The 12829-nt window shown below is 69.1% G+C and carries 13 protein-coding genes and 1 pseudogene; 3 read left to right on the forward strand and 11 right to left on the reverse strand.

Features of this window, described 5'->3' with window-relative positions; all coding sequences use genetic code 11:
* Positions 1 to 487: 487 nt before the first annotated feature.
* The 6 genes from JKV81_RS00705 to JKV81_RS00730 form a co-directional block, all read right to left on the reverse strand.
* A complete protein-coding gene (locus tag JKV81_RS00705; RefSeq protein ID WP_129266317.1) occupies positions 488 to 1021 on the reverse strand; it encodes an SRPBCC family protein in 534 nt (177 codons plus the stop codon).
* A gap of 293 nt (positions 1022 to 1314) precedes the next feature.
* Positions 1315 to 2190 (reverse strand): amino acid ABC transporter permease, encoded by an 876-nt coding sequence (locus JKV81_RS00710; RefSeq protein ID WP_129266316.1) that lies wholly within the window; start codon positions 2188 to 2190, stop codon positions 1315 to 1317.
* Positions 2187 to 2831 carry an amino acid ABC transporter permease gene (locus tag JKV81_RS00715; protein WP_099175097.1) on the reverse strand — a complete coding sequence of 215 codons (645 nt, stop codon included), beginning with the start codon at positions 2829 to 2831 and terminating at the stop codon, positions 2187 to 2189. Before JKV81_RS00715 ends, JKV81_RS00710 begins: the two co-directional genes overlap by 4 nt.
* A gap of 16 nt (positions 2832 to 2847) precedes the next feature.
* Positions 2848 to 3762 (reverse strand): glutamate ABC transporter substrate-binding protein, encoded by a 915-nt coding sequence (locus JKV81_RS00720; protein ID WP_372444034.1) that lies wholly within the window; start codon positions 3760 to 3762, stop codon positions 2848 to 2850.
* Positions 3763 to 3773: 11 nt separating this feature from the next.
* Positions 3774 to 4517 carry an amino acid ABC transporter ATP-binding protein gene (locus tag JKV81_RS00725; protein WP_129266315.1) on the reverse strand — a complete coding sequence of 248 codons (744 nt, stop codon included), beginning with the start codon at positions 4515 to 4517 and terminating at the stop codon, positions 3774 to 3776.
* Positions 4518 to 4619: 102 nt separating this feature from the next.
* Positions 4620 to 5081 (reverse strand): DUF6278 family protein, encoded by a 462-nt coding sequence (locus JKV81_RS00730; protein WP_099175094.1) that lies wholly within the window; start codon positions 5079 to 5081, stop codon positions 4620 to 4622.
* Positions 5082 to 5188: 107 nt separating this feature from the next.
* Between JKV81_RS00730 and JKV81_RS00735 the strand changes: the two genes are divergently transcribed.
* Entirely contained in the window at positions 5189 to 5968 is a 780-nt protein-coding gene (locus JKV81_RS00735) for an SDR family NAD(P)-dependent oxidoreductase (protein ID WP_202074715.1), read from the forward strand.
* 75 nt (positions 5969 to 6043) lie between these two features.
* Here the strand turns inward: JKV81_RS00735 and JKV81_RS00740 are convergent, their stop codons facing one another.
* The 4 genes from JKV81_RS00740 to pcaDC all read right to left on the reverse strand — a co-directional run bounded on the left by JKV81_RS00740 (position 6044) and on the right by pcaDC (position 9615).
* Positions 6044 to 6793 carry a Clp protease N-terminal domain-containing protein gene (locus JKV81_RS00740; protein ID WP_202074716.1) on the reverse strand — a complete coding sequence of 250 codons (750 nt, stop codon included), beginning with the start codon at positions 6791 to 6793 and terminating at the stop codon, positions 6044 to 6046.
* Positions 6794 to 6881: 88 nt separating this feature from the next.
* Entirely contained in the window at positions 6882 to 7661 is a 780-nt protein-coding gene (locus tag JKV81_RS00745; protein ID WP_124275561.1) for an exodeoxyribonuclease III, read from the reverse strand.
* Positions 7662 to 7695: 34 nt separating this feature from the next.
* On the reverse strand, positions 7696 to 8343 hold the full coding sequence (locus JKV81_RS00750) for an MBL fold metallo-hydrolase (RefSeq protein ID WP_124275560.1): 648 nt from the start codon (positions 8341 to 8343) through the stop codon (positions 7696 to 7698).
* 12 nt (positions 8344 to 8355) lie between these two features.
* On the reverse strand, positions 8356 to 9615 hold the full coding sequence (gene pcaDC, locus JKV81_RS00755) for a bifunctional 3-oxoadipate enol-lactonase/4-carboxymuconolactone decarboxylase PcaDC (protein WP_268980609.1): 1260 nt from the start codon (positions 9613 to 9615) through the stop codon (positions 8356 to 8358).
* 604 nt (positions 9616 to 10219) lie between these two features.
* Between pcaDC and JKV81_RS00760 the strand changes: the two genes are divergently transcribed.
* Entirely contained in the window at positions 10220 to 10687 is a 468-nt protein-coding gene (locus JKV81_RS00760) for a hypothetical protein (RefSeq protein WP_241748551.1), read from the forward strand.
* 141 nt (positions 10688 to 10828) lie between these two features.
* Positions 10829 to 11409: pseudogene (locus JKV81_RS00765) on the forward strand (transposase family protein).
* 26 nt (positions 11410 to 11435) lie between these two features.
* Here the strand turns inward: JKV81_RS00765 and JKV81_RS00770 are convergent.
* Positions 11436 to 12464: a site-specific integrase gene (locus tag JKV81_RS00770; protein WP_202074717.1), complete on the reverse strand. Its 1029-nt coding sequence runs from the start codon at positions 12462 to 12464 to the stop codon at positions 11436 to 11438.
* Between the last annotated feature and the right edge of the window lie 365 nt (positions 12465 to 12829).

Genomic DNA, 12829 nt, shown 5'->3' on the forward strand with positions numbered 1-12829 from the left:
GGTAGAGCTTGTCGACCTTCGCCTTGACCTCGCTCTTGGTGGGCTTGGGGTCGGCGTGGGCGGCCTGGGAGGTCAGGGCGACGGCCGCGGCGGCGGTCGCGGTGAGCACCGTCACACGGGCGCGGCTCGGCTGCTTGGGACGGCGGTGGGACGCCATGAAGGCGGGCTCCTCTTCCTCGAGCCGCCTACCGGGCTGTGGGGGGACGCGAACGTAATCCCCGGCTCCGTGGACGTCACGGAATCGGCGGTTCCTTCACTGTCGTCCCGGGTGGACGATCATTCGTGCGAAGGTTCGAGGTCTGACTCTAGTAACCATCTCGTGATCTACGCAATCTTCACAGGAAAGTCGCGGACACGAGGGTTACGAGCGAGGCGACCGGTGCGGCGGGCGCCCGGACGCGTCGGAACTCCGTTCCACCGGGCGGGGCTTGGGCTCCGCAGCCAGGGCCCGGGCTCGGCCGCACCCGGGGCCGCAGGGGCCGCGTCCTCAGCCCTGCCGCCCCTCCGCCGCACCCTTGATCCCCGCGAGTGTGGCGTCCATGCCCTTGCCCAGCTCGTCGATGCGGTAGGCGATGATCGCCTCCTCGTGCTCGGGTGTGCGCTCGATGTAGGCGGTCAGTCCGGAACGGCCGGGTCCGATCGTGACCGACTGGCGCAGCACGACACCGTCGCCGTCCGGGGTGAGCGCGAAGGACCAGGTCGCCATACGGTCTCCGGGTTCCCGCGCCTGCTCCCCGTAACGGCCGTCGATGTCCAGCACGCACCAGGTGAGGGCCCGGCCGGGCTCCGCCTCGGTGAAGTGGGCGACGGTGCGCCAACGGCCGTTCACGGGGTGCTCGTTGTGCCCGATGTAGCGGGCGCCCGGCACCGGGGAGGTGGCGCCGTCCTGCCACTCCACCTCCACCAGCTCGGGGCTCCAGCCGGCCATGGCCCCGACATCGGCCAGGACCTCCCAGACACGCGCGGCCCCGGCGGAGATCCGGATCTCGCGCTGCGTGCTGGGCCCGTCGGCGTAACGCATGACAACTCCCCCTGCGGCGACGGGCGTTCGCCGTTTCCGCAGGGAGGATTCTACGATCTCCCTCCCGGGCCGGTGCGGCCGTTCCCCCGTGGGCGTGGAGCCGTGCTCCACGCCCACGGTGTCCAGGCCGGTCACCTCGCACCCGGTGACCGTCGCCGGACCTCGTCGCATCGGCGGCGACCCGGCCGGCACGCAGCTGACCTTCTGCCCCGCCGGGCCCGGACACGGATCTCGTCCCGGTCCCGCGATGCGGGGAGTGATCACCGGCTGCTGCCGGGCGGACCCGCCGATGGCTACGGCAGGCGGCCGGGCAGCACCGTTCCCGGTTCGGCGGCGGCGACGCCCGTTCCCTCCGTCTTCGGGTTGCGCCGCTGCCGTCTGGCCACCCAGGTGGCGAACCAGGAGAGCAGCATGCACATCCCGATGTAGATGGGCGAGATGACCATGACCACGGGGATGAAGGGCAGGTCGTAGTCGAGGTTGGACGCGATCAGCTTGCCCGCGTGCAGGAACTCCTCGTAGGTGATCAGGTAACCCAGCGAGGTGTCCTTGAGCGCGACCACCAGCTGGCTGATGATGGTGGGCAGCATCGCGCGGACGGCCTGCGGGGCCAGGACATGGGTGGTGACCTGCGTCTTGCGCATGCCCAGCGCGAACGCCGCCTCCCGCTGCCCGCGCTCCACGGACTTGATCCCCGTACGGAAGACCTCCGCCAGCACCGACCCGTTGTAGAGGGTCAGCCCGGCCACCAGCGCCGGCAGCGGCTGGACCTTGAGCGCGACGAAGATGAAGAAGATCATCACCAGCACGGGCATGGCCCGGAAGAACTCGACCAGCAGCGTGGCGACCCAGCGCACCGGTCTGTGGTCGGAGAGCCGTCCGACGGCGAGGACCGCTCCGAGTGCCAGGGAGAGGACGGCGGCGTAGGCGAAGGCCTTGAGCGTGTTGCCGAGCCCGCGCAGCAGCAGCTCCTGAATGCCCTTGTACGTGAAGGGCGTCCACTTCTGGCTGGTGAACTGGTCCGTGTCGAAGAGCAGATAGAGGACCCAGCCGAAGAGCGCGAGGATCACGGCCGTGGCCAGGACCCCGTAGAGGAAGTGCCGCTTACGGGTGGCGGGCCCCGGGATGTCGTAGAGCGCGGTGGCGGTGGGGGTGGAGGAGTGGGTCATCGGGCGACTCCCCAGCGCTTCTCCAACACGTTGAAGACCGCGCTGATGGCGAGGGTGATGATGAGGTATCCGACGGCGATCCAGACGAAGGACCAGATGATGCTGTAGCCGAGTTCGTTGAGGGTCTTGTAGGTGCCCAGCAGCTCGGTGACGCTGAAGGCCCCGGCGATCGCGGAGTTCTTGGCGAGCGCGATGAGCGTCGAGCCCACCGGCGGGATCACCGACCGGAAGGCCTGCGGCAGCACCACGTTGCCGAGCGTCTGCCCGAAGGACATCCCGAGGCTCCGGGCGGCCTCGCCCTGCCCCGTCGGCACGGTGTTGATGCCGGAGCGCAGCGCCTCGCAGATGAAGGCCGAGGTGTAGCAGCCGAGGGCCAGCACCGCGAAGACCTGGAAGGGCAGCACCAGGCCGAAGCGCGGCAGGCCGAGCAGCACGGCGAAGAACAGCAGCGTCAGCGGGGTGTTGCGGAGCACCGCGACCCAGACGGTGCCGATCGCCCGGAGCGCGGCGACGGGCGCGACCCGGAACGACGCCATGACGAAGCCGAGCACCAGCGCCAGGATCGAGGCGTACACGGTGAGTTCGACGGTGCCGAGGAAGCCCTTGCCGTAGAGCGACCAGTTCTCTGTCAGTACGTCCATGACGGTGGCCCGCCCCTCAGTTCGTCGGGTAGCGGTCGATGGGCGGCGGTTTCGGCGCCGGCACCCCGGAGAGGCCCAGGGTCGCCTCGAACGCCTTCTTCCAGTTGCCGTTCTTCTCGTTGGCCTCCAGGGCGTCGTTGAGCGCGGCCCGCAGCGCGTTGTCACTGCGCGGGACTCCGATGCCGTACGGCTCCTCGGAGAAGGGCTTGCCGACCACCTTCATCTCGTCCGGCGCCTTGGCCGCGAAGCCCAGCAGGATGGCGTCGTCGGTGGTGACGGCGTCGACCTGGAAGGTCAGCAGGTTGTCGACGCAGATCGAGTAGGTGTCGTACGCGACGAGATCGGCTTTGGGGAAGTCGGCGGCGATCCGCTGGTACGGCGTGGACCCGGCGGCCGAGCAGACGGTCTTGCCGGCGAGGTCCTGCGGGCCGTGGATGTCGTTCTCGTCGGTGCGCACCAGCAGCCCCTGGCCCGCCATGTAGTAGGGCCCGGCGAAGCCGACGAGCTTCTTGCGCATGTCGTTGATGGTGTAGGTGCCGACGTAGTAGTCGATCTGCCCGTTCTGGAGCGCCGTCTCACGGTTGGCGGAGGCGATGGTCCGGAAGCGGATCGTGTCCGGCTGGAAGCCGAGCGAGGCCGCCATCATGCGGGCGATCTCGATGTCGAAGCCGGAGTAGATCCCGGTGGCCGGGTCCTTCTCGCCGAGGTAGGGCTGGTCCTCCTTGGCGCCGACGACGAGATAGCCGCGCTTCTTGGCCTTCTTCCAGGTCTTCGACTCCGGCAGCTGGAATCCGGTGTCGACCTTGTACTTCGGCAGCGCCTCGGCCCTCGGCCCCTTGACCGGCGGGCTGCCCTCCCGGCCGCAGCCGGCGCAGAGCGCGGCGACCAGGAGGCAGACCAGCACGGCCGTGATGTTCCTCGTACGCAACACGGTGCCCCCTGTCAGTGCTTGAGGATCTTGGACAGGAAGTCCTTGGCGCGGTCGCTCTCCGGTGAGGTGAAGAAGTCCTCCGGGGTGCGGTCCTCGATGATGCAGCCCTCGGACATGAAGACCACGCGGTTGGCGGCCGACCGGGCGAAGCCCATCTCGTGCGTGACGACCACCATGGTCATGCCCTCGCGGGCGAGCTGCTGCATGACCTCGAGGACCTCGTTGATCATCTCGGGGTCCAGCGCGGAGGTGGGCTCGTCGAAGAGGAGCGCCTTGGGGTCCATGGCGAGGGCACGGGCGATGGCCACGCGCTGCTGCTGGCCGCCGGAGAGCTGCGCGGGGAACTTGTCCGCCTGCGAGGCGAGCCCGACCCGCTCCAGGAGCTCCCGGGAGCGCTGGTCGGCCTCGTCCTTCTTGCGCTTGCGGACCTTGAGCTGGGCGAGCGAGACGTTCGCGAGCACGGTCTTGTGGGCGAAGAGGTTGAACGACTGGAAGACCATGCCCACTTCGGCCCGGAGCTCCGCGAGCCCCTTCCCCTCTTCGGGGAGCGGCTTCCCGTCGATCGCGATATGGCCCGATTCGATCGTCTCGAGCCGGTTGATGGTCCGGCAGAGCGTTGATTTACCCGATCCGGAGGGGCCGATGACCACCACCACCTCCCCGCGGCCGACGGTGAGATTGATGTTCTGCAGTACGTGCAACTTCCCGAAGTGCTTGTTGACGTCCCGCAGCTCGATCAACGGATCGACGGCCATACGCTGCCCTACCCACTTATCGCTTGTGTCGAGGTCAGCGCAAACTATCCGGGGTGCGCACGCACTTCGGGGCCGACACGCACCGGTGGCGCATAAGGCTGTTTATCGCGTTTTGGCCTCGGGCCCGCTCTCCGCCGACTCCGCGTACATCTCGGAGAGCTCGGGGCTGCCCGACATCGCCCAGTCGAGTCCGGCGGTGACCACGTCGATCTCACGCCCGGAGCCCAGGCGCACCACCGGCTTCCCGCCCGCCAGGATGGCCCAGCCGGCGCCGGGGACCGTACGCACCAGTACGGTGCCGAGGTAGAGGCCCGCGTCGTTGCCCACCCAGGGCAGCTCCTCCGGGTCGTCCCGCCAGATGGGCGGCAGTTGGTCGAGCGCGGACAACGAGGCGGGGCTGTCGTCGAGTTCGAGACCGCACTGCGCCGCCCGGGAGCGCAGCAACTCGCATTCCGCGAACAGCTCGGCCACACCGTCCGGGTCGGTCTCGACGGCGGCCGCGAGCGCCGCCGCCCGGGTACCGCCTTGACGTTTACGCCAGTTGTCCAGAAAGCGAATGTTCATACCTCCAGGGTCCCATCCCGGAGGGGTTCCGCACCGCAGGGCGCGCGACTGTGCCGGTTCCGGGACCCGCCCCGTACATGATCCGGCCACCTCTTTAGGGTACGGGGATGACGTCGCAGAACTATCTCTCCGAACTCTTCTCACTGGAAGGCCGGACCGCCGTGGTGACCGGCGGCAGCTCCGGGATCGGCCGGGGCATCGCGGGGGCGCTGGCGCACGCCGGCGCGAGCGTGGTGGTCGTGGCGCGCAGGGAGACGGAGTTGGTGCGGACCGTGGCCGAACTCGACGCCGAGGGCTGCCGGGCGGCCTGGGTGAGCGTCGACCTCGGGACCTCCGACGGGGTGCGTACGGCGGGCGACGAGGCGGCGGCCGCGTTCGGTGAGCCCGACATCCTCGTCAACTGCGCGGGCATCAACCTGCGGCCGCCGATGGGCGAACTCGACGAGGACGTCTGGGACACCACGATGACGGTGAACCTCAAGGCGCCCTATCTGCTGGGCCGCAGGTTCGGACCCGGCATGGCGGAACGCGGATTCGGGCGGATCATCCACATCACCTCCCAGCAGGCGCACCGGGCGTTCGTGCAGAGCGGTGCGTACGGCGTCTCCAAGGGGGCGCTGGAGTCACTGGCCCGCTCACAGGCCGAGGCCTGGTCGCCGTACGGGGTCACCTGCAACACCCTGGTGCCTGGATTCGTGATGACCCCGCTCAACGAGCGCCTGTCGTCGGACCCCGAGCGGGTGGCGGCGCTGGCCGCCCGCACGATGGTCGGACGCAACGGGCTGGCCGAGGACTTCGCGGGCGCCGCGGTGTTCCTGGCGAGCGCCGCCTCCTCCTACGTGACCGGGCAGTCGCTCTTCGTCGACGGCGGCTTCTCGGTGCACTGAGGCCTGCTCGTCCGGGGGCGGTCGTCGGGGGCGGCCTCAGCCTTCGGAGTCTGCGGGCGGTCGTCGGGGGCGGCCTCAGCCTTCGGAGTCCGGGGCCGCCTCCTCCGTCGCGGCGGCGACCGCGGCGGCGATGTCGGACGACGCCACGTCCTTGTCGACGCCCAGCCCGGTGAGCACACCCGCGCCGCCCTCGAACTCCAGCAGGGCCAGCACGATGTGGCCGGTGCCGATGAAGTCGTGGCCGAGGCGCAGCGCCTCCCGGAAGGTGAGCTCCAGGACCTTCCGCGAGGCCGCGTCGTAAGGGATCAGCTCGGGGACCTCGTCGGCCGCGGCGGGCAGGGCGAGGACCGCCGCCTCCCGGACCGCCTCCGGGGTGATCCCCTGGCCGGCGATCGCCCGGGCGCCGAGGGAGTCCGGCTCGGCCAGGAGCCCCAGGATCAGGTGCCCCACCCCGATCTCGTCGTTCCGGGCGGCGTGGGCCTCGTTGTGCGCGCCCATGACGACGTTCCTGGCCTGCTCGTCGAACCGGCCGAAGCCCTGGCTCGGGTCCAGGTCGGAGGACTCGCCGGGCTTCTTGGGCACGAACCTCTTCTGGGCGGCCTGCCGGGTGACTCCCATGCTCCGGCCGATGTCCGTCCATGACGCACCCGACCGGCGGGCCTGGTCCACGAAGTGGCCGATGAGGTGGTCGGCGATCTCACCCAGGTGATCCGCCGCGACCACGGCGCCGGAGAGCTGCTCCAGCGCGTCGGTGTGGGTGTTCTTGATCGCGTCGATCAGGTCGTCGAGACGGACGGGCGGATTGGCCTGCAGCGGCTTCGTCATGAGGCAACCCTAGGTTGACACCCCGGGGGCGTCAACCCGAAGTTGACAGTTGGCGGGTCGCGGCGGAGGAGGCCGCCGGGCGTCCGGGTCAGACGTCCAGGTCCACCACCACCGGGGCGTGGTCGGAGGCTCCCTTGCCCTTGCGCTCCTCGCGGTCGACATAGCCGTCCTTGACCGCCGCCGCGAAGGGGGCGTTGCCGTAGACGAGGTCGATGCGCATGCCCTTGTTCTTCGGGAAGCCGAGCTGGCGGTAGTCCCAGTAGGTGTACGGGCGGTCGTACTTGAGGGGGCGCGGCACCACGTCGGAGAGTCCCTCCTCGCGCAGCGCGGCGAGCGCGGCCCGCTCGGCGGGGGTGACATGGGTGGCGCCCTCGAAGAGCGCCGGGTCCCAGACGTCCTCGTCGGTCGGCGCGATGTTGAAGTCGCCGAGGACCGCGAACGGCCGCGCCCCCGCCGCGTCCTCGGCCACCGCCTTCCGCAGGGCCTCCAGCCAGCGCAGCTTGTAGGCGTAGTGGTCGTGGGCGACCTCACGGCCGTTGGGGACGTAGACGGACCAGACGCGGGCGGCGCCACAGGTCGCCGAGACCGCCCTCGGCTCCTGCACGCCCTCGTAATCCGGGCCGTCGGGCAGGCCCGTCACGACGTCCGTGAGGCCGACGCGGGAGAGCAGTGCGACGCCGTTCCACCGGCCCGTGGCGTTGACCGCGGACTCATAACCCGCCTCGCGCAGCGCTTCGGCGGGGAACTGCTCCAGCGTGCACTTGGTCTCCTGGAGGCACAGCACGTCGGTGCCGCTGCTCTCCAGCCAGGCCAGCAGCCTCGGGAGCCGGGCGGTGATCGAGTTGACGTTCCACGTGGCGATACGCATGCAGTCAACCTAACCGCTCCCACTGACAGCGGGGTCAGAGGCGGGTCGCGTCGCCCGGAGTCAGCCGGCCGTGGTCGGTCCCGCCGAGGGAGCCGATCTGTGTGTCGTAGATCGGGCGGGCGAGGTCGGTCAGCAGGGCGTCGTGGATGTCGATCGCACGGCGCGGCTTGACCTCGCGTACGTAGTCGATGACCTCCGAGATCTTGTTCCAGGGGGCCATGACCGGCAGCATCAGCGTGTCCACCGGGTGGTCGGGCACCGTGAAGGCGTCGCCGGGGTGGAAGACCGAACCGTCCACGAGGAAACCGATGTTGGTGATCCTCGGGATGTCCGGGTGGATCACCGCGTGCAGTTCGCCGTGCACCTGTACGTCGAGTCCCGCGGCGGTGAACGTGTCGCCGTGGCCGACCGTGTGCACGCGCCCCGGGAACGCGGCGGACAACTGCTCGGCGACACTGCGCAGGGTCCACACCTGCACGGCGGGGTCGGCGTCCAACGCCGCCCGCAGCCGTGCCTCGTTGAAGTGGTCCGGGTGTTCGTGCGTCACCAGGATCGCGTCGGCACCGACCGCGGCGTCGTCCTCGGCGAACCCACCGGGGTCGATGACGAGCGTCCGACCGTTCCGCTCCAGGCGGACGCAGGAGTGGATCTTCTTGGTGAGGGTGAGAGACGAATCGTTCATGCCCCCATCCTGCTACGCGGGCGGGGTCGTTTCCTCCTGGATCACGGACTGCGCGATCTCAAAGGCCGCGCCTGCCGCCGGGATGCCGCAGTAGACGGCGGTCTGGAGCAGCACCTCCTTGATCTCGACGGGGGTCAGCCCGTTGCGCAGGGCGGCCCTGACGTGCTGCGCGAGACCGCCCAGGTGCCCGGACGCGACGACCGCGGTGAGGGAGACACAGCTGCGGGACCTGCGGTCGAGGCCCTCCCGGCTCCAGATCTCGCCCCAGGCATAGCGGGTGAGGAGGTCCTGGAAGTCCTCGGTGAAGCCGTCGGAGGCCGCCGTCGCCGCGTCCACGTGGGCGTCGCCCAGCACCTCGCGCCGGACCTTCATCCCCCGCTCGTACCGGTCGGCGCGCCCCGTCGGGGAGGCGTCCGGCAGGTCGACCGAGGCGGTGATCTCCGCGACGGGGACGACCGGGGCGAACGGGGCGGCGAAGCCCGGGTTCGGCGGCACGGGGATCGACGCCAGGGTGTCCTGCCAGGCGGTCGAGAAGTGCATCAGCAGCAGGTCGGTGACGGCGGCCGGCTGCTCGACCGGGGCGAGGTGCGAGGCACCCGGTACGAGCGCGAGCCGGGCGTCCGGGATGCCGGCGACCAGGGTCCGGGCCTCGGCGGGACCGGTGACCTTGTCCTCGGCACCGACCAGGACGAGAGTCGGGACACCGATGCGGGGCAGTTCCGTACGGATGTCGAAGGCGGCCAGGGCCTCGCAGGAGGCGATGTAGCAGCCCGGGTCGGTGGTGCGGACCATCTGGACGGCCCACTCGACGATGGCCGGCTGCGCGGCCGCGAACCCGGGGGTGAACCAGCGCTCCGGGGAGGTCCGGGCGATCGGCTCCAGGCCGTTGCTGCGGACGATCACCCCGCGCTGGCGGAACTCGTCGGCGGTGCCGAAGCGGGGCGACGCGGCGACGAGCGCCAGGGCTGCGACCCGGTGCGGGTGGCGCAGCGCGAGGTCGGCGCCGACGGCGCCGCCGATGGAGCAGCCCGCGTAGCCGAAGCGCTGGACGCCGACGCTGTCCAGGGTGGCGAGGAGCCGGTCGGCGAGGTCGCTGACCGCGGCGGCGGGGTGCGCGGGGGCTCCGCCGTGCCCGGGGAGGTCGTAGCGGAAGATCCGCCAGTGCTGGGAGAGCTCGGGTATCTGGCGGTCCCACATGTGCCAGGTGGTACCCAGAGACGGACCGATCACCAGGACCGGAGCGTCTTCTGGCCCGTCAAAGCGGTATTGCATAGTATTCGGTGGTGTCTCGGTCACCCGGAAAACCCTCTCATCTGTCACGAGATGTCACATCGCCGGGGTGGACCTAGCCAGTCTCGGCTCTCTCACGATGCCAGCTCCGGCGCCGGGACCCTCAAGAGACCAGGTGTGGCTCACCGGCATGTGCCCGTCTCCGGGGTCATCTGGCGTGCCCTCCCCCAGGTGGCTCGAATTGAGCGACTTCCCACGTAGAATGCTTCGCCGCAGCCGGATGAGCCCTCCCGGACTCCTGCCGACCACAACCAAGAGCCGGACTCCGAATCCACCTCAATCTTGCCGGCTATTCGGCTCGGCGAGACGCTCGGCATGCAGACCGCGTGGCTCACGCTTGCCACTCTTCCGCAGCCCCGTGCAGGCCGTCCCACGTGGTTGCGGTCCCTCGAAGATCCTCTACATCCGGCTTGACATACCACCGCTTGGTCGTGCTGATATTCGCATGCCCGCCCATCGCGCGAGGACGTGGTCGGGCACGCCGTTGTGGGCCAGGAAAGTGAAGCACGACGAACAAGCCAGTAGAGGACGCCCAGTGCAACCCATCGCTGAATACACTGCCAGTGCACACCCCGATCGGTGTTCGGTGGAGATCTACGATGCCGATGCCTACCTGGCGGACGAGGCAGCGATGAAGGCGTCACGGGTACAGGTGGTATCCGGAAATGGATACCACCTGTACGTTCACAGCCTTCAGTCCGACATTCAAGTGGGAGTGCGGATCCGTATCTGGCCCATGGCGCGGGATGTTCCCGGTCAGGCCGAAGGATTCACGCCTGTCTCCCTAGAGTCCGAGACTGGAATCCTCGTCATCGGTCAGCTCGGTCTCGGACCGGCCGGGGAAATGGAGCTGCCCCGTGCGGGATTGTACGAAGGAATCGCTTCGTGGACGGGTAGAGAGGCGGTTGCTGCCTACCATGACGACATTCTTCGGCAGATCGACGACGATTGGGGAGTCGAAGAGATCTCCGGCGCCTGGCGGGGGTGCCCCATCACCGAGGAATACGTGCTCGATCTGTCCTTCTCTCGCCCGTCTACGCCGGATGAGGATTGACCGGCGGGCGACCCGGCGACGGCGGACCCCGGTTGGGTCGCCGGAGTCGCTCGGGTGACGGGCCGTGAAGCGCAATGAGCGAGGCCCTCGGGCTGTTGATCGAGATGTCTGACATCTCCATCACGTTGCTCGGGGGCACCGTTGGTTGTCCAACCTGCCGCACTCGGCCTGCCGCATGCACTCGTGGAGTGGGCCACCAGGCTGTCGTCACCCGCGAGAACGCCCGGCGCTCCAAGTTCCGGGTTCGGGATCAGCGAGTCCAGCGCCCACGCGTACTCCATCGCGGTCGCCGACCTGCTCGCCGAACACGCACCAGACCTGCTGAAGATACTGGGCGAGCACGAACCCGAGATTTCGACCTACTCGACGGCACCTCGCCGAGCGTGACCGGATTGGTGACGGCGGTCGGCTGCTGTGGCTCTCGCCCACTCTGCCGGGCCGCATGCACCGAATCATCCGGATCTGCGAATGCCAGCGCGCCCCCATCCCGGCTGGTCTCGCCTACCAAAGCACTGGACCGTGGCTGACCACGGCATGAAACGCATGCCCTTGCAGGGACTCACCCCCACCGAAAAGTCCCGAAATCAGGCGCTGGTCGCGAGCGCCTGTCGAACGCGGCGTTGCGAGGCTGAGCCCTGGCACATCTTCCGCAGGTCCCGATGCAGGTCCACCGCATGACATCAATCGCCGAGGCCATCCTCCCCCTGGAGCGGCAACGCTGAAGAGGCTCATTGATGGAGCCCAAAGGTTACGCTCCTCCCTCCGGCCGGTGCTGACGGGGAACACTGGGAGCGATGATCACGGGAATGCCGAGGTCGACGACGGTGCTGGTGGGCGTCGGCCGAGTTGGGTGCGCTTCTCCTCTGCTCCGGCAAGACTGACCTGAAGCCCTTCCCACTCGCCGAACCATTTTTTCACGCTCGGCCTCGGCGATGCGGGCAAGGAGGTTGTCGCGGATCTCAACGAGACGGTCACGCTGGGCGGGGTCGGGCCACGGCATCGGGCAGCGGACGCAGGCATGTTCGTGAATGCAGGGGGTGCCGAACGCGCGTCCGCATGCTCCGATGGAGACTTTGCGCCGCTCGAAGTGGCCGAGGAACTCTTGCCATTCCCCGTCGGTGGGAACGCGGTATTCCTCGCTCGGGCGGGGGACCGGCGGCGGGCGAGGAAGGCCATGTGCGCCTGGATTGCCTCTTCGCGACAACGCGCAGTCCTCACCACGGATGCGTCGCTGGAACAGCAGCGGGGCCAGCTCCTGCCACGCACATTCGCGGCGGTCGTAGGAGCGGACCAAGGGAACGGCGCCCGTGGCCTCCCGGGCGCGGCAGATGATCGCGCTCAGGACGTCGGCGAGCTCAGGGCTGACCAGCAGCAACCTCTCGGTATCCGTCTTGGACGGGACGATCTGCAGCAGGGGGACGAGTTCACCGGTGGCGGGCAGCCGGTATTGGACAGGCTGGCTGAGTTCCAGCAGTTCCTCGATGCGGATGCCGGTGGCCCGCAGGACCTCGACCACGGCCCAGGTCCAGAAGGCCCTCTCCTCTTCGAGTCCCAGATCGCGGCGCTTTCCGGTGGACGGGTTCTCGGCCCAGACCCTGCCGGCCGTTCCGTGCGGAACCACAGCGCGTTCGAGTTGCTGACCGGCAGCGGTGAACACCTCGCCGGGGGCGGCATGCCGGGCGGCTTCCAGTAGCGCGGCAGCGTCCTGGCGGCGCTGGTCGACCGTGCGGACACGCATCGGCAGTACCGGCAGGCCCTCGCGGGTGCGAGCGTCCATCCTCGCCTTGCGCCGCCGTTGTACTTTGCGGTTCTCCAGCTCGTCAGCCCTCACCGGGCTTGGTGCCACCCACGGGCCTCGGTGCTCTCCTCGAAACCTGAGGCGCTCGACTAATCCGAACTGCCGCATAAGGCTCAAAGACACCCATCAGCAGTGGAGGAGCCATTCGCGCAGGTCAGCAGCCCATCATATGGCCATTGCGGCAGTCCACGGCGCTCGCTGGTCCCTTCCGGGACGCCTGGCAGCCCGCGGAGGAAGCAGCGTTACACCCCCTCCCAACCGGTCAGACATTCTGGACGGCCTACTTCGGTCGGGACCCACAACCCTGGTCTCAGCCCGCCCGGATCACGGTCGCACGTGGTCCT

Source organism: Streptomyces silvae (genome assembly GCF_016745505.1).
GTDB lineage: Bacteria > Actinomycetota > Actinomycetes > Streptomycetales > Streptomycetaceae > Streptomyces > Streptomyces silvae.